The 16,757-nt window shown below is 63.0% G+C and carries 15 protein-coding genes; 4 read left to right on the forward strand and 11 right to left on the reverse strand.

Annotated features, from left to right (window positions below; genetic code table 11):
- Window position 1: 1 nt before the first annotated feature.
- The 7 genes from pdeM to AC3B5Q_RS05385 all read right to left on the reverse strand — a co-directional run bounded on the left by pdeM (window position 2) and on the right by AC3B5Q_RS05385 (window position 11,078).
- On the reverse strand, window positions 2-652 hold the full coding sequence (pdeM, locus tag AC3B5Q_RS05355; protein WP_084850139.1) for a ligase-associated DNA damage response endonuclease PdeM: 651 nt from the start codon (window positions 650-652) through the stop codon (window positions 2-4).
- On the reverse strand, window positions 649-3,099 hold the full coding sequence (locus AC3B5Q_RS05360; protein WP_103443571.1) for a ligase-associated DNA damage response DEXH box helicase: 2,451 nt from the start codon (window positions 3,097-3,099) through the stop codon (window positions 649-651). The genes pdeM and AC3B5Q_RS05360 overlap by 4 nt, the downstream gene beginning before the upstream one ends.
- 67 nt (window positions 3,100-3,166) lie before the next feature.
- Window positions 3,167-4,282: a succinylglutamate desuccinylase/aspartoacylase family protein gene (locus tag AC3B5Q_RS05365; RefSeq protein ID WP_084850141.1), complete on the reverse strand. Its 1,116-nt coding sequence runs from the start codon at window positions 4,280-4,282 to the stop codon at window positions 3,167-3,169.
- A 113-nt stretch (window positions 4,283-4,395) separates the two neighbouring features.
- Window positions 4,396-6,054, reverse strand: a complete 1,659-nt coding sequence (locus tag AC3B5Q_RS05370; RefSeq protein ID WP_084850142.1) for an ATP-dependent DNA ligase — start codon at window positions 6,052-6,054, stop codon at window positions 4,396-4,398.
- The gene (locus tag AC3B5Q_RS05375) at window positions 6,051-7,067 is read right to left on the reverse strand and encodes a ligase-associated DNA damage response exonuclease (protein WP_392520667.1); all 1,017 of its coding nucleotides are present in this window, start codon (window positions 7,065-7,067) and stop codon (window positions 6,051-6,053) included. Before AC3B5Q_RS05375 ends, AC3B5Q_RS05370 begins: the two co-directional genes overlap by 4 nt.
- A gap of 126 nt (window positions 7,068-7,193) precedes the next feature.
- Window positions 7,194-9,635 (reverse strand): penicillin acylase family protein, encoded by a 2,442-nt coding sequence (locus AC3B5Q_RS05380; RefSeq protein ID WP_414816580.1) that lies wholly within the window; start codon window positions 9,633-9,635, stop codon window positions 7,194-7,196.
- Window positions 9,636-9,737: 102 nt separating this feature from the next.
- The gene (locus AC3B5Q_RS05385) at window positions 9,738-11,078 is read right to left on the reverse strand and encodes an aminotransferase-like domain-containing protein (RefSeq protein WP_021785821.1); all 1,341 of its coding nucleotides are present in this window, start codon (window positions 11,076-11,078) and stop codon (window positions 9,738-9,740) included.
- 172 nt (window positions 11,079-11,250) lie between these two features.
- On the opposite strand from AC3B5Q_RS05385, the gene AC3B5Q_RS05390 reads away from it, so the two are divergent.
- Genes AC3B5Q_RS05390 through AC3B5Q_RS05405 form a run of 4 tightly spaced genes read left to right on the forward strand, consistent with a single transcriptional unit; the run spans window position 11,251 to window position 14,856 of the window.
- On the forward strand, window positions 11,251-11,964 hold the full coding sequence (locus AC3B5Q_RS05390) for a serine O-acetyltransferase (RefSeq protein WP_181004818.1): 714 nt from the start codon (window positions 11,251-11,253) through the stop codon (window positions 11,962-11,964).
- Window positions 11,961-12,749: an alanyl-tRNA editing protein gene (locus AC3B5Q_RS05395; RefSeq protein WP_488392876.1), complete on the forward strand. Its 789-nt coding sequence runs from the start codon at window positions 11,961-11,963 to the stop codon at window positions 12,747-12,749. Before AC3B5Q_RS05390 ends, AC3B5Q_RS05395 begins: the two co-directional genes overlap by 4 nt.
- Window positions 12,746-13,957 (forward strand): MFS transporter, encoded by a 1,212-nt coding sequence (locus tag AC3B5Q_RS05400; RefSeq protein ID WP_084850146.1) that lies wholly within the window; start codon window positions 12,746-12,748, stop codon window positions 13,955-13,957. Before AC3B5Q_RS05395 ends, AC3B5Q_RS05400 begins: the two co-directional genes overlap by 4 nt.
- Complete coding sequence (locus AC3B5Q_RS05405) at window positions 13,954-14,856, forward strand: pyridoxal-phosphate dependent enzyme (protein WP_021785825.1); 903 nt, start codon at window positions 13,954-13,956, stop codon at window positions 14,854-14,856. The genes AC3B5Q_RS05400 and AC3B5Q_RS05405 overlap by 4 nt, the downstream gene beginning before the upstream one ends.
- Before the next feature lie 168 nt (window positions 14,857-15,024).
- Here AC3B5Q_RS05405 and AC3B5Q_RS05410 read toward each other — a convergent pair whose 3' ends face one another.
- From AC3B5Q_RS05410 to AC3B5Q_RS05425, 4 genes are read right to left on the reverse strand one after another with little or no spacing between them, the layout of a single operon-like run.
- Complete coding sequence (locus tag AC3B5Q_RS05410) at window positions 15,025-15,222, reverse strand: SEC-C metal-binding domain-containing protein (RefSeq protein ID WP_003254900.1); 198 nt, start codon at window positions 15,220-15,222, stop codon at window positions 15,025-15,027.
- Window positions 15,223-15,229: 7 nt separating this feature from the next.
- Complete coding sequence (locus tag AC3B5Q_RS05415) at window positions 15,230-15,703, reverse strand: LEA/WHy family protein (protein WP_021785826.1); 474 nt, start codon at window positions 15,701-15,703, stop codon at window positions 15,230-15,232.
- A gap of 2 nt (window positions 15,704-15,705) precedes the next feature.
- Window positions 15,706-16,182 carry a YchJ family protein gene (locus AC3B5Q_RS05420; protein ID WP_021785827.1) on the reverse strand — a complete coding sequence of 159 codons (477 nt, stop codon included), beginning with the start codon at window positions 16,180-16,182 and terminating at the stop codon, window positions 15,706-15,708.
- A 2-nt stretch (window positions 16,183-16,184) separates the two neighbouring features.
- Window positions 16,185-16,679, reverse strand: coding sequence for a DUF6231 family protein (locus AC3B5Q_RS05425; RefSeq protein WP_021785828.1), 495 nt, complete (start codon window positions 16,677-16,679; stop codon window positions 16,185-16,187).
- Between the last annotated feature and the right edge of the window lie 78 nt (window positions 16,680-16,757).

Raw genomic sequence — 16,757 nt, forward strand, 5'->3', positions numbered from 1 at the left:
GCTACAGCGTCCAGACGCGGTCAGCGCCAGCCAGGTACACGCGGCTGGCGCTGGCGGGCGTTATTTCCCACCCTCCGGTGAACTCACCGAATGCAGGTAGCAGGCTGACCTGCTCATCGATCAGGAAGCAAGGCAGGCGCAGGCGCTGACGGGCCTTGCCTCGCAGGACGAAGACTGGGTGTACGTGGCCCGCCAGTACCGGGTGTGTGTGGTGGAGCTGCGGCTCGTGCTGCAGGGCAAAGGGCTCCAGAACCCACGGCTCGTCCACGACCTGAATATCGAGCGAGGCGGGTGGATCGCCGGCGTTGCGGTCATGATTGCCGCGTATGAGCACTATTTTCAGTTCTTTGTGCCGCTTGCGCCAATCATCCACTTTGGCCAGCGTTGCCGGTGCACGGGCCGTGCGGGCATGCAGAAAGTCGCCCAGGATGATCAGTTGCTCACAGTCATGCGCGGCCAGCAAGCTATCGAGCCGGGCGAGTGTCGCCTCAGTCGTTCCGCGTGGCACCGGTTGATGCAGGGCACGGTAGCTGGCGGCCTTTCCGATGTGCACGTCGGCCACCAGCAGGGCCCGGCGGGCGGGCCAGTAGACGGCTTTGTCGGCGAGCAGCCAGAGCACCTGACCACAGTGTTCGATGGGTTGGTAATTCATTCCGCGTCCGCCGCTTGCTCCAGGTCCGCCACCATCCGCGCAATCCGGTCTGCCAGCTTCTCGGTGCTCAACGTCTCGCGCATGCCTTCCACCAGCAAGGCAAACGCCAGTGGCCCTGGCCGCTTCAACGCCCGCAGGTCCAGTTGCAACGCGCTCATTTTTAGCAATTGCCGACGTAGCCGCTCGATTTCCAGCTCTTCGCTCAATACTTCATCCCGCGCCTGGCCAAGCAGCAAGTTCCCTGCGTCGTGTTTGCGAAACACCTCATAGAACAGGCCGCTGGAGGCCTGGATCTGCCGCGTACTCTTCTGCGCGGCGGGATAGCCGCCAAACACCAGGCCGGCAATCTGGGCAATTTCCCGAAAGCGCCGCAGTGCCATTTCCCCGGCATTCAGGCTGGCCAGCACATCTTCCAGCAGATGCCCGGTGCCGAGCGCTTGCGGCAGGTGCGTGGCCCAGTCCACCTTGGCAGGGCTGAGGAGTTCGAAGCCGTAGTCATTGACGGCAATCGACACCGACAGCGGTTGTGCGCGGCTGACCCGCCAGGCAATCAGATTGGCCAAGCCCAGGTTGGCCATGCGCCCGGCAAAGGGGTACAGGAACAGATGCCAGCCCTGACGGGACTTGAAGGTCTCGGCCAGCAGTGTGCCTGTGGTGGGCAAGGCTGACCACTGTGCCTGAAGCCCAAGCAGTGGGCGTACTGCGCGCATTTCCGGCCCGTCAAAGCGTTCATGGGCTGCAGCATCGAGCTGCTCGACCAGCGCCTCGGCCAGCTCGCTCGAGAGCGGCATGCGCCCGCCGTTCCAGCGCGCCACAGCGGCCTTGCGCGCGGTGCTGCGACGCACATAGGCCGTCATGTTTTCCACACGCACCAACTCCAGTACCCGCCCGGCAAACACCAGTGTATCGCCGGGGCGCAGGCGAGCGATGAACGCTTCTTCAACACTGCCCAGCGTTTTCCCCCCGCCGCCCTTGCTCCAGTATTTCAATTGCAGGTTGGCATCGCTGACGATGGTGCCGATGCCCATACGGTGGCGCCGTGCCAAGCGTTCGCTGGTAACCCGATAAACACCGTCGGCCTGACGCTCGACGCGCTGGTAGTCCGGGTAGGCGGTCAGTGAGCTGCCGCCGTGGCAGACGAAATCCAGCGCCCATTGCCATTGGTTGTCGCGCAACTCGCGAAAGGCCCAGGTGCTGCGCACTTCGGCGAGCAGTTGCTCCGGGCGAAAGCCACTGCCCAAGGCCATACTGACCAGATGCTGTACCAGCACGTCCATGCACAGGCGCGGTGAAAAACGAGCTTCGATGTGGCCGGCTGTCAGTGCCTGCCGGGCCGCCGCCGCTTCCACCAGTTCCAGGCTATGGGTGGGCACCAGGGTGACCCTGGAGCGCCGCCCAGGCGCGTGTCCTGAGCGACCCGCCCGCTGCATCAGGCGGGCGATGCCCTTGGCCGAGCCGATCTGCAGCACCCGTTCCACTGGCAGAAAGTCCACGCCCAGGTCCAGGCTGGACGTGCAGATTACCGCCTTCAGGCTGCCTTGCTTGAGGCTGCGCTCGACCCAGTCGCGGGTATCGCGGGCCAGCGAGGCGTGGTGCAGGGCGATCAGCCCGGCCCAGTCCGGGCGGGCCTCAAGCAGAGCCTGATACCAGACTTCGGCCTGGGCACGGGTGTTGGTGAACACCAGGCTACTGGCACTGGCGTCGATCTCGTGACAGACCTGGTCGAGCATCTTCAGGCCCATGTGCCCAGCCCAAGGGAAGCGCTCGATCACTGCTGGCAGCAGGGTGTCGACTTGCAGCGCCTTGTCTTGCCGGCCTTGCACCAGCAGGCCGCCCTGCGGTAGCAAGACATCCAGTGCGTGTTGCAGGTTGCCGAGCGTTGCCGACAAGCCCCAGGTCGGTAGGCCTGGGTGCCAATGCCGCAGGCGCGCCAAGGCCAGCTGCAGTTGTACCCCGCGCTTGTTGCCAAGCAGCTCGTGCCATTCGTCCACTACCACCAGTTGCAGCGTGGCGAAATCCTCATGTGCCTGTGCCCGGGTCAGCAGCAGGGTCAGGCTTTCGGGGGTGGTGATCAGCACACTGGGTAGCCGCCGGGCCTGTCGGGCGCGTTCGGCACTGTTGGTGTCGCCGCTGCGCACCCCCACGCTCCACGGCAGCTCGAGCTCATCGAGCGGCGCTTGCAACGCACGTGCGGTGTCGGCGGCCAAGGCACGCATGGGCGTCACCCACACCACCTGTAAGGGCGCTGGCTGGCGGCCTTGCGGCCCAGCCTTGAACGCACGTAGCGCAGCGAGCCATACCGCGTAGGTCTTGCCTGCACCGGTACTGGCATGCAGCAAACCGGACTCGCCCCGTTCGACGGCAGCCCATACGCGCCGTTGGAAAGCGAAGGGCTTCCAGCCGCGCTTGGCAAACCAGGCATTGGCGAGGTCGGTAGCAGCAGGCATGAGGCAGATGGCCCTCCGAAGGCTGTGCTTCTACAGACCACCTGCCGGCTGCAATGGTTTTACCGGATCAATTGGCCAACAGGTAGCCGCTGCGGCATACCTGTTCGCCGGCCACATGGGCGATGACCATGCCAGCCGTGGCCATGCGCCGTACGCTACGCGCATACAGCAGGCCTGGCTGGCTGTTGCGCAGGGCGGTAACTCGGTCACTGAGCGGGTCGATGACTTCGGCGATCAATTGGCCGGCCTCCAGGTGCTGGCCGGGTTTGGCGTGATAAACCAGCAACCCACCCAGTGGCGTTGCCACGGGTTCCACCGCGGCCAACGGCGTGGCGTGGCGTAACAGTGCGGGCAGGGCGGCACTGGTGCCTTCGATGACGCCGGCGTGGGTCAGGAAGTCGAGGATCGCCTGGCAGTCCTGGCTGGCAAGGTCATGGCTGACATCCGCCTGACCACGCAGCTCGACGGTTACCGAGCAGCAGCCCAGCGGAATCGGAAAGCGTTTGCCGAAACGCTGCTGCAATTGCCACCAGACCAGGCTGAAGCATTCATCGAACGACTGCCCGCCCGAGTCGGTTGCCAGCAGGCTGGCCTGGGCACCCAGGTAACGGGCCAAGGGTTCGATCTGGGGCCAGGCATCGGGTGTGGTGTACAGGTGCTCGACCGCTTCGAAATCGCAGTGCAGGTCCAGCACCATATCGGCATCGCAGGCCAGGCGCTGCAGTATCAGGCGCTGGGCCTGCAGAGGGGTGCGGGCCGGGTGTGCGTCCAGGCCTCGGCGCAGGTATTCGCGGATCAGTGCAAGGTTGTGCTGTGGGTCCTGGGTGAGGTGTTCTTCGATCTCGTCGCCGATGCTGTCCGACAGGTCGACGAAGTTGCGATTGAAGTTCTCGCCGCTTTGCAGTTCAAAACGCCCCAATGGTGCGTCCAGCAGCACTTGCTCCAGGCCCGTCGGGTTGGCCACCGGGACCAGAATGATCTCGCGCTGCAGTCGGCCCTGCTGTTCCAGCTCGGCCAGACGGCGCTTGAGGTGCCAGGCTACCAGCATGCCCGGCAGCTCGTCGGCATGCAGCGAGGCCTGTATATAGACTTTGCCACCACTGCGGGGGCCGAAGTGGAAACTGTGCAGTTGGCGGGTGATGCCCGGTACGGGGGAGAGCAGGTCATGGGTTGAATGGTGCATGTTGGTCCTGGCTGCGTGGCGAAAACGGTCTGCGACACGGGTCGGCTCAAAAATAGAAGCATAGTTTCAGCGAATGCGCCTCATCCTGCAGCAGTCGGACATCGCAAACTTTTTCAGGCCAGTAGCGCCTGCAAGGTGGCCAGGTCATCTGCCTCCTCCACCGGCTTGTCCAGCCGCCAGCGCAGCATGCGCGGAAAGCGCACGGCGATACCGCTTTTGTGGCGCCGGGACAGGGCGATGCCTTCGAAACCCAGCTCGAACACCAGCGTTGGCGTCACGCTGCGTACCGGGCCGAACGTTTCCACCGTGGTCTTGCGGATGATGGCGTCGACCTTGCGCATTTCTTCGTCACTGAGCCCCGAATAGGCCTTGGCAAAGGGCACCAGCGCACGACCAGGTGTACCTGCCGGTGCATCCCATACGGCAAAGGTGTAGTCGCTGTACAGGCTGGCCCGGCGGCCGTGGCCGCGTTGGGCATAAATCAGCACCGCATCGACGCTGAACGGGTCGATCTTCCACTTCCACCAAATGCCCATGTCCTTGGTGCGCCCCACACCGTAAAGGGCCTCGCGCTGCTTCAGCATCAAGCCCTCCACCCCCAGGCTGCGCGATTGCTCGCGCTGGCGGGCAAGGTCGGTCCAGTCCGGGCCTTGCAGCAAAGGCGACAACAGCACGGGGGCAAGTGGGTGTTCATCCACCAGGCGTTCCAGCTGGCTTCGGCGTTCGTGCTGCGGGCGGCTGCGCCAGTCATCGCCCTGCCACTCCAACAGGTCGTAGGCCTGCAACACCACCGGTGCATCGTTCAGCAGCTTTTTGCCCAGCGTTTTGCGACCGATGCGCTGTTGCAGCAAGGCGAAAGGCTGCACGGCCAGTTCCGCCTCGGTTTCACCGGGTTTCCAGACCAGAATCTCGCCATCGAGCACCACGCCATCGGGCAACGTCTGTGCCAGACCATGCAGTTCGGGGAAACGCTCGGTAACCAGTTCTTCGCCGCGCGACCACACCCACAGCTGGCCATCGCGCTTCACCACCTGCGCCCGAATGCCGTCCCACTTCCACTCGATTTGCCAATCGCTTGGCGGTCCGAGCAGGGTATCGAATTGATCGCTGGGTGCTTGCAGCGGATGGGCCAGGAAGAATGGGTAGGGCTGGCCGCCGCGCTGGCTGTGTTCATCGGCGGACTCTGGAGCGATCAGCCTCTGGTAGCTGGCTGCAGTAGGGCGATGGCCTGTATCGGTGTAGCCGACCAGGCGCTGGGCCACGCGTTTGGCATCTAGCCCGGCCAGTTGCGCCAAGGCGCGAGTGACCAGCAGCTTTGACACGCCCACGCGAAAGCTGCCAGTGATCAGCTTCAGGCACAGCATCAGGCTGGCGCGGTCCAACCGCGCCCAGAGCGGTGGCAGGCGCAGCCTGACTTGCTCAGGCGGCAGGCCGCGCAGGGGCAGCAAGTGCTGTTCCACCCAGGTGGCCAGGCCTTCCTCGCTGCCATCGGCGTGCAGCGGCAGCAGCAGCGAAATGGTCTCGGCCAGGTCGCCCACGGCCTGATAGCTTTCTTCGAAAAGCCAGTCCGGCAGGCCAGCCAGCGTCGTTGCCAGTTCACGTAGAAGGCGGGTGGGCACCAGCTGGCGTGGGCGCCCGCCGGCCAGGAAATACACCGCCCAGGCAGCATCGTCGGCGGGCGCCATGTCGAAATAGTCCCGCAGTGCCTCGAGCTTGGCATTGCTGGAGGTGGTCGCGTCCAGGCGCAGGAACAGCGTAGCGAAGGCTTTCATGGCGAGGGGGCGGTGTTGGGCACATCGTCTTCGTCGCCATACTCGGTGACGAAGGCGCGGGCATCCAGGCCTTGTTCGGTGAGGTAGCGCACCAGTACCTCGACCGAGCCGTGGGTGACCATCACCCGTTGGGCACCGGTCTGGCCAATGGCCCAGAGCAGGCCAGGCCAGTCGGCGTGGTCGGACAGCACAAAGCCCCGGTCCACGCCGCGCCGTCGGCGGGCGCCGCGTAGCAGCATCCAGCCGCTGGCGAAGGCATCACTGTAATCGCCAAAACGGCGCAGCCAGCTGCTGCCGCTGGCTGATGGGGGGGCCAGGATCAGTGCCTGGCGCAGCAGTGGATCGTTGCGCGGGATGTCGCCTGCGTAGCGGGTTTCCGGCAGGCGGATACCGGCATCCCGGTACACCCGGTTGAGCGACTCCATGGCGCCATGCACGAGGATCGGGCCAATGCTGGCATCCAGCCCATGCAGAATCCGCTGGGCCTTCCCGAAGGCATAGCAGAACAGCACGCTGGCCTTGCCCTGTTCACTGTTGGCCCGCCACCAGGCATTGATGCCGGCGAAGATCTCGCTTTGGCTTGGCCAGCGGTAGATCGGCAGGCCGAAGGTCGATTCGGTGATGAAGGTGTGGCACGCCACTGGTTCGAAGGGCGCACAGGTGCCATCGGGTTCTACCTTGTAGTCACCGGATGCAACCCAGACTTCACCTTGGTACTCCATGCGCACCTGCGCCGAACCCAGCACATGCCCGGCCGGGTGCAGGCTCAACGTCACACCGTGGTGCAGCAGGCGCTCACCGTAGGGCAGGGTCTGCAAATTGATGTCCTGGCCCAGGCGGCTGCGCAGAATGCCGGCACCGGGGCTGGCGGTCAGGTAATGGCCATTGCCGGTGCGCGCGTGGTCGCCGTGGCCATGGGTAATGACAGCCCGGTCCACGGGCCGCCAGGGGTCGATGTAGAAATCTCCGGGCGGGCAGTACAGGCCTTCGGGGCGGGCGATGACAAGGTCCATGGCACGGGCACTGGTTCTGGGCTTACCCGTTAAGAGGCATGGTGCCAGGCGTTAGTTCGGATGGATTTGGGAGGGAGCTGCTGAAAAACTTCATCAAGCCCCCTCATGCACCCCTGAAGAATGCCGTTACCGCCCCGGTACCAATGTGAGCCGCTGGTTGCCATACGCCCTGCCGAAGTTCTGCTGTTGCAGTGGCAGGCTCATGAAGCGCCCTTTGAACCAGGCATCCAGCCCGTCGCGGTAATGCGCGCTGGCCGGGTTGCCGGACTGGCCGCTGCTGGTCAGTATCTGCAAGGGCTCGGCCTGGCCGAAGTCGACGATCATCCGCGCCGAGGCTGGCAGGCGAGTGTCGAAGTCGCTACCCCAGGCGAATGGTGTAAGGGCCAGGGTAGTGAAGTCGCCGCCTGCGGCAAGCGGCGCACGGCTGATCGCATCGCCCAGGCCATGGTAGGCCGGCGCCGGCCAGCGGTACTGGTGCAGCTTGCCCCACTGCCAGGTGCGTCGGTCGGCACCCAGTTGCGCGATACCGGCCTCCATTGCACCTGCCAGGCTGCGGGCGAGGATGGTGGGTTTGTCTTCTTTTTGCGGCGTGGTGCGGTCATCCCAGAAAGGGCTGTCATCGCGGCCCAGCAGGTGATCGGCCTGCGCCGAGAACGACAAACGTGCATTGCTGACGAACGCCTGCCACGCCGGGCCGGCCTCCGGGCCCAGGTCATCGAGGAAGGTCTGGCGAGCGACCTCCTGCAAGAACAACTCGTACAGCGCGGCATCGGCCGACACCGGGCTCAGGCGGCCATCGAAGGCCTTGAGCCGGGCCAGCGTGTCGCGGGCCTTGTCGCGCTGCCCGGCTGGGAGGGCGTCGATCGCCTGCTTCAGAGGCTGGGCCATGCCGGGGGCGTCGAACATCTGCTTGAGCTTGTTGGCCAGCAAGGTCACCTGGTCATTCTGCAGGGCAATCAGGCTGCGCCTGTCGTGGCGGCCGTTGCCGGCCAGCTGTGCCAGGCGTTCGGCACGTTCGGGGTAGTACCAGGTGCTGGACAGCTGCATGCCATAGCCGCGCGGCAGGCTGCGCTGGTTGGCATGGCCGATCCAGCCCGCGGGTGGGTCCTGGTCGTATGGGTGCAGCATCGGGTCGGCATAGCCGTCCCAGTCGTAACGCCCGTCCCAGCCCGGCGAGGGCAGCAAGCCCTGGCCTTCGCGGCGATTGGGGTAGCGGCCACTGACTTGCCAGCCGATGTGCTCAGGCTCGGCGAAAACGAAGTTGACGGCAGCGGCGGTCACTTCCCGGGTGCTGTCGAAGGCCCGCTCCAGGTTCTTGGACCGCGTCAGGTCGAACAGCGCATCGAGGCTGCGATCACCTTTGAACTGTGGCAGGTTCAGCGCCAGGCCCAGGCTGGCGTTTTCTGGCTGGGCCAGCAGGGTGCCGTGGCGGGTGTCGTACATCACTTCGCGCACGGGGCGCTGGCCACGGACAAAGAAGGTTTCGTTACGGGTACGGGCCGGCAGCCATTTACCGTCGGCCAGGTAGCGCAACTGATTGCCCTGGCGGCGCAACTGCTCGAGGAACACGTCCTGATTGTCGGCCATCACCGCGCTGCTGCTCCAGGCCAGCTTGCCATTGTAGCCGGCCAGCACGATCGGCAGGCCGGGCAAGGACAGGCCGGCAACCTGGTACTTGCTGGTATTGATCTGTACCGGGCTCAAGGCCCAGCCGGCGCGGCTGTCGCTGGCCAGCAGGCTTTTGCCGCTGCGGCTGCGCTGCGGGCCCAGGGCCAGGTTGGCCGACCCCGGGCTACCGAGCAGGTCGAGGTCGGCGAGCTTCTGGCTGGCAGCCACCAGGGCCGGCAGCCCCGGCAACTGGCTGGCAAGGTTCAGCCCCTTGAGCTTGTCCACTTCCATTTCGGCCAACGGCTCGTCCGGGGCTCCGGGCAGCAACCAGGCGAGCTTGTCGCTACCCACTTTCTGCGCCAGGGTCAGGGCGCTGAGTTCCTCGTGCAGGTTAACCGACTGGCTGAACGCGTACAGGCAGAAGACCAGCGCCGAGTCTTCAGGCTTCCAGTATTCGGGGCGATAGCCACTACTGGCCAGGCCTGCTGGCAGCTTGTCGCGGTAGCGGAACAGGTAGGCGTTGATCCCGCGCGCATACACTTCGAAGAAGCGCTTGAGCCTTGGCGATGCGTCGGCGTACTGCTGGGCGGCACTCTGCTTGAGGTTGGCGGCGCGCATGAGGCGGTCGATATCCAGCGCCTCGCTGCCGGCCAGTTCGGCCAGGCGGCCCTGGGCGAGCAGGCGCATGGCGACCATCTGTTCGATTCGGTCGCCAGCGTGCACATAGCCCAGGCTGAACAGCGCATCATGGAAGCTGCTGCTTTCGATAAGCGGCGCGCCCATGGCATTGCGCCGTACCGAAACATTCTGCGCCAGGCCCTTGAGCGGCTGCACGCCGCTGGTTGGTGGCACGCTATCCTGGTAGCCGCCCGTCTGGCAGCCGGCCAGCCCGAGCATGCCGAGCAGGGTGGCAGCGGTTGCAAACCGCAGGCGGAAGTGAGGAAAGGCGGGGGCGGCCATGACAAGGGCTCCTGCAAGGCGAGGCTGGTTTGGAAAGGCGCTAAGGTAGTAAGCGCGCAGGCGCCATGCAAGGTCCCAGGTCGGTTTATTTGATTGCGCGCCTCAAACGTCGAAGTGCTCAGCCAGTGCGTCGGAAAAATGCGTGCAATTGATGCGCGTGTAGCGTCGGTAGTCACGGCTCACCGCGAATGCAGAGCCGGGCATCAGCAGGATCTTGTGCTGCTCCAGTTTGCGCATGAAAGGTTGCAGGTCGGGCAGGTCCGGGTGATAGACCCAGAGGAACATCCCCCCTTGCGGTGCAATATCGAACTGCCAGCCGCGCTCGAGCAGCAAGCGTTGGGTTTGCACTTGCTGGCGGATCAGACGCTGCTGCACGTCCTTCATGTGCCGGGCATAGGTGCCATCTGACAATATGGTGTTGACGAAGCGTTCGCAAAACGCGGGGACCGCAACGCAGGTCAGCAGTTTAAGGCGTGTGAGCGGCTCGATCAGGTCTTGCGAGCAGGCAATGAACCCCACGCGCAGCGATGCCGACAGGCACTTGGAGAAGCTGCCGATGTAGATAACCCGGTCAAGGTTGTCCAGCTCGGCAAAGGTCTGGCGCACGGCGGGGCTGAAGTCCCCATACACATCATCCTCGACCACGAAGAACTCGTGCTCCACCGCCAGGCGCAGGACGCTGAAGGCGTTGTGCGGGCTGATGTTGCTGCCGGTCGGGTTGTGGAAGGTGCTGTTGCAGAAAAACGCCTTGACCTTGTGCCTGGCCAGGTGGCTTCTCATTTCTTCCACGTCCGGCCCGTCCTGAGTCCGCCGAATGCCGACGACGTGCCCGCCCGCCAGCTGGATCAGCTTGATCAGGTTGCCGTTGCCCGGCTCGTCGACGAAAACGTGGTCGCCTGGTTTGATCAGCAACCGTGCCACCAAGTCCAGGCCTTGAGTGGCACCCAGTGTGGTCAGCAACTGGTTGGGGCGGGCTTCGACACGGGTCAGCCGTTTCATGTGCACGCAAAGCTGTTTGCGCATGGGCAGGTAGCCCTGGATGTCGCCGTATTCTGCCAGCGAGCTCTGCTCCAGCCGCGCCGTGCGCCGAATTGCCTTGGCCAGCAGTTCGGTGTCGCGCCACGCCGGGGGCAGCCATCCGCTGCCTAGCTTGGTGAAGTGCTGGCCGCCCTGCAACAGCCGGAACAGCGGATCGCCGGCCATGCATTCGGGTTCGTGGATCACGCCGGTGTGACGCGTCCGGTTTGCGACGAAGTAGCCACGGCCGGGTGATGCCGTCAACACGCCTTCGCTGACCAGCTGGGCATAGGCCGACACGACGTCGTGGTAGCTGAAGTCGACTGCAGCGGTCAGCTTGCGGATGGAGGGCATGCGTTGCCCGGGCAACCACTCGCCTGCATCCAGGCGTTGTTTCAACAGGTGATGAAGGCTGCAGGGGATCATGGCAGGTCCGAAACCGTTAGAAAAAAAAGCCTAACAGTTAACGGAAATGCTTGTCGACTGTTCGTTTGCAAATGGCCAGTACATGCCAATATCCCTGTGTCGAAACTTTCGGCTGCCAACAAAGGCGGCACTTATAGCGTCTGTGCAGACCAGACAACTGGATATCAAGCCCATGCACCCTATGGACATGCAATCAGCCGTCATTGCCAGGCTTCCTGTCCCTGACGAACTGGAGTCATTCAAAGTTGTAAAGAATCTTGTGACCTCGGCGTTATTGGAGTGTTGTTCAATCGTCGAGTTCGAAGCACTGAAAGAAACATCGGTCATTGAAAGTGTGACTGAACAGGCACATGCCGATTTGCAGGCATTTGCCATGAAAGATCCGGCTGCCGGCCGCGACCTGGTATTCATTGCAAAAACCTACACCTCTTATTCTGCGGTTTTGCATTATCGGCTTGCCCATTGGATCTACAACAATAGCGCCGCTATCTACGGCGCCGGCGGCCAATGCCTGGCCGCCATGATCTCCCGGCGCGGAAAAATGCTGTCGGGGGCGGAGATCCATTTCCGCAGCCGCATCGGTGCGCGCTTCATCATCGATCACGGCATGGGCACCGTCATTGGTGAAACATCGACCATTGGTGACGATTGCTACGTGCTTGGCGGTGTAACCCTGGGCGCCCGCGGTATCAGTGACAACCCCTCGAGCCCCAGGCATCCGACGTTGGGTAACCGGGTACAGATCGGCGCTTTCGCCAGTGTGCTGGGCGCTATTCATGTGGGTGACGGCGCGTTTATCGGGCCGGGCTGCATTGTTACCAAAGACGTCCCGGCCGCTGCCCGGGTACAGGTTAAAACATCATTGCAGGTGGTATTGGAAGCATGAACTCTCTTAACTATGAAGTTTTAAGAAATACCGAAAAACTGTATTACAAAGATCAGTACCTGGCGGGCGCGAATACTCAAGTAGTGCGGGTGCACAGTGACGGTGTCGAGTTGCTGAGCACGGTGGCCTACCCGGAAGGTGGCGGCCAGGAAGCGGACTTCGGCACGATTGAATTACCGGTGGGTACCGTGCGATTCGTCTGGGTTAAAAAACTCTACGGTAGTCCTATTCGCCTGGAGGGTTTCAAAGGCGGAAAACTGGGCGGCATCATTATTCACAATGTGCACCCTGATGATTTGCACTTGCTGGATGAAGTCACCGCAGGCATGCCGGCTCGCGTCACTATCGATATTGAACGGCGCGAACGGCTGACGTTGTCTCACAGTGCCAGCCACTTCCTGTATGCCGCCGCCATCGGGCTGCGTGAAGAGCTGAAGCAATGGACTATCGGCTGCCATATCAAAGAGGACACGGCACGCTTCGACTTTCTGGTCGAGGACGCGTTCACGGCTGAAGACGTACTTGAAATAGAACGGCGGGCGAATGAACTGATCGGCTGCGATGCGCCCATCGAGCACTACGCGGTTCAAGGCCTGGAAGACGCACGTTTGTGGACCTACAACGGGATCGAAATCCCCTGCGGTGGCACCCACCTCGATTCACCGCGGCGCATCGGGCGCCTTGGCGTCAAGCGCAAACGGCTGGGTAAAGGCAAGGAACGGCTGATCTGCGTGTTCCCCGAGGCGGAAATCGACCTGTCCACTTATCACGAGCACGCATTATGAACAGTACATTACCGCGGCGCACGTACCTGTATTTCACCGCACAGTCGATCAACCTGACGACTGCCGTGATGTCGGTGACGATGGCCGCCATTGTCGGGGCCTCGCTGGCGCCTGACGCCGCATGGTCCACAGTGCCGTACGGGTTCCAGTTTCTGTGCCTGATGTTGGCAACCTATCCGGTCTCCAGGCTGATGAGCCGCATCGGCCGTAAAAAGGCTTTCATGCTGGGTGCGATTCCCTTGGCGCTGTCTGGCGTCAGCGGCTTTCTGGCGGTGGAGCACGAGCATTTTCCTGCGCTGGTCCTCAGTCACTCTGCATTGGGTGTATACATCGCGTTCGCCAACTTCAACCGGTTCGCGGCGACCGACAATCTTTCCCAGGCCTTGAAGCCCAAGGCGCTTTCGCTGGTCGTGGCTGGCGGGGTCATCGCGGCTGTGGTCGGGCCGACGCTTACCGAGTGGCTGCGTGATGTTGGCGGCTTCCCACTGTTTTCGCTGTGTTACGCCGCGTTTGTCGGCCTGGCGCTGCTGTCGTTGTTGATTGCCCTGTGCCTGCCCAATGATGCGGGCACGGCCAGCGCGGTCAACAGCACAGCAAAACCGGCAAGCACCCGTGCCGAGCCGGCAGGCCCGAGCGTGGTTGTGGCAATGGCTGTGGCTGCGCTGGGCTACGGGATCATGAACCTGCTGATGATCCAAGCCTCGATGCACATGAAACACATGCACGAGGACTTCACTGACGTCCGACTGGCGATCCAGTGGCATGTGATCGCCATGTTTGCCCCGTCGTTCTTCACCGGCGCCATCATCCAGCGGCTGGGTATCAAGACCACCATTTGCGCGGGCCTGGCCCTGTTGATCGGTTGCTCGGCGATGAATATCTGGTCGCACAGCTACGCCATGATGACCTTGGCACTGATTGCCCTCGGACTGGGCTGGAACCTCACTTATGTAGGCGGAGGTGCGTTGCTGGCCCAGTCACTGCAGAACAGCCCGGCTGCGATGCAGATGCAGGGCAAGAACGACCTGGCCATTGCCGTTTTTGCCACCATCGGCGCATTCAGCCCTTCGCTGTTGCTGAGCTCGGTCGGCTGGGACGGTACCAATGCCATCTGCATGGTCCTCTGCATGGGGCTGCTGGTTGCCACTGCCGGGCTGCTGCAGAACAAGGCCGGCCTGCATACTTCAATGGAAGGTAGCCGCAAATGAGCGAGCTCATCAGTGTCAGCGATCGCATCTACACCAAACTGGAAATGAACAACCCGGGCGGTAGCCACAAATACCGGGCGGCGCGGCAGATCGTCGAACATGCCGTGCGCAGGGGCGACATCATTCCCGGGGTGACGACCGTCATCGAAAAGACCGGTGGCAGTTTCGGCTTTGGCTTGCTGGCGGCTTGCCATAAGTACCAGGTCGCCGTAGAGCTGGCGGTCGGGCTGAGTTTCAGCCAGACCAAGCGGGATCTGCTGGAGTGTTTCGGTGCCCGACTGATTGGCAAGGAAATGCTGATGGCCGGTGCCACCCCCAAGGACGTGGTGATGCATCACCTGGATAATCAGGCCGCACTGGGCAAGTCATACTTCTACACCGACCAGTTCAACAACCCGGTAGGCATCGAGGCCCATCGTTATCAGACCGCCAGCGAACTGGCCATGCAACTGACCAGCGCCGGGGCGGGGCGGCAGATACTGTTCGTGGGCTGTGCGGGTACTGGCGCCAGTTTCACGGGTATCACCCTGGGGCTGAAGGACCATGGCTTCGAGGTGTCGACGGTACTGGTCGATCCCAATGGCTGTGATTCGAGGGCTGGCGTGTTCGCCGATCATCGTTTTGAAGGCATGGCCGTGGGCGTTTGTCCGCCGTTCATGGACTGGTCGCTGGTGGACGAGCGGGCCCAGGTGCACCATGCAGAAATGCTGGCCGCACAGCGCTGGTTCTACATGCAGAGTGGCATTTTCGTCGGTAATACAGCCGCTGCCTGTCTGGCGGTTGCCCAGCGCATGGCCCAGCACCCGCGGTATGTCGAGACCACCCTGGTGACCATCGCCTATGATGCCGGCCTCTGGTACCAGGACCTGCTGGGGGCTAACCGGCGCAAAGCCGCATAACCCACCTGTGTCAGGCTCATGATCCAGAGGCTGGCACGGTACCTGTGGGAGCGGGCGAGCCCGCGAAGCAGGCGACGCTGTGGATGGCACGGGCTTCGCCCGTGTTCGCGGGCGCGCCCGCGAACACAGTGATCGTGCAATCTCTCAGATTTTTATCGAGTCAGTCGATCAGGCGCCGTGGCACTTCTTGTACTTTTTCTCGCTACCGCACGGGCACGGGTCGTTACGGCCAACGTCCTTCAGGGCGTTGCGTACCGGCTCCTGGTGGCCGTGGTTGCAGTGCGGGCCGTGTACATGGCCGTGGTCGTGGTGGTGATCATGGTCATGGTTGCAGTCAGGGCCATGAACGTGGGGTTGTTGGGACATTGCAGGGTTACTCCGGTATGTGATCGCCGGGGATTATCTCACCACTGCGTGATATGTGCAGGTCCCGATGGATCAGCAACCCGGTCGCCAGTTCGCCCTGCAGGGTGTAATGCAGTGGCTGCTTGCTTCTCAGCAGTTTGGCCAGTGGTTTCAGGTGCTGCCACAGGTTGGTGCGTGCGGTTATCTTGAAAGTGCGCCGTGCATGCCCTCCCACGCTGCGCCATACGCTGGCTTCATCCTGCACCAGGAGCAGGTCATTGAGGCGTATTGCATACGACACGTTGCGTATGAACAGGCGGCTGTCATTGGGGTTGTCGACCCGCACGTGCAACACGAACTCCTGTTCCAGCAACCTGGCCTTGACCGTTTCGACCTCGACCAGGTGCACTTCGGGCTCGCGCCAGTCTTCGCCCCAACTGGCACAGCCCGTCAGCCATGTCAGCAGCGCACCGAGCAGTAGCAGACGGGTGCGCTTGATCATGTTCAGTTCCCTACGTAGCTGGCGCAGCATTTCTTGAATTTGTGCCCGCTGGCGCAAGGGCAGGGGTCGTTGCGCCCGGCCTTCAGCCCGACCGTCGGGTCGATGAAGTACCAGCGCCCGGCATGCTGGACGAAGGCCGAGCGTTCACGGTGCTGATGATCGCCGTCCTGGTCGTGCCAGCGCGCGGTGAAGGTGACGAAGCCGTGTTCCGGCTGGCCGCCCAGCACTTCTGCGCTTTCCACCTCCAGGCCCAGCCAGGTGCTCTGTGCACTCCAGTCGGCCATGGCAGCACGGTCCAGGTCGGCTTGCTGAACCGGCAGGGTGGTGGCTACCAGGTAGTCGACCAGGCCCAGCACGTACGCACTGTAGCGTGAGCGCATCAGGGCCTGGGCATCCGGTGCCGGGGTACCGGCATGGTAATGCCCGCAGCAGGCGTCAAGCAGGTTGCCACTGCCACAAGGGCAGACCGAGACACTCATCATCACCACCAGTACTTGCCAAAGTTTTCAGGGTTGGCCCAGAACCTGGCGTTGAGCCAGTCCGGGACCTGCTTATAGTCATGTAGATCATAGGTGAACAGGCTCAAAACCTGTTGGTCACGGCAGAATTTCTCGCTGGCCGACAAGGCCAGGGCGAAAAAGTCGGTGTCCTGCCAGCCGCAGGCGGCCAGGTCGGCCAGCACTGCAACGCGGCTGGCATTGAGGTTGCGAATGCCGCCGAGCAGCTCCAGGCCGGTGCGCTTGGGCAAGTGTTCCAGGCAGTCCACCAATACCGCCAGGTCAAAGCGCTGGGCAGCCAGTTCGGCCGGCAGCGGGCCAGGGGCGGCGATGTCGATGGTCACCTGGGGGTGCGCCTGAGCGAAGGCGTCCAGCGCCGGAAAGCGCGTACCTACCAGCAGCAGCCGTTGTGGAGTGAAGCGCTCGAGCAGGGCCGCCAGGGCCTGTTGAGGGGTGCGTTTGGAAAAACCTTCGGTCATTGCCATTCCTCGTTCTAGTCGTCCAAGACTAGCGGGCTGCGGCGTGTGGGCAAAGAGGCATGTGGCCGTGACGTAGCT

Source organism: Pseudomonas sp. D5(2026) (assembly GCF_057766845.1).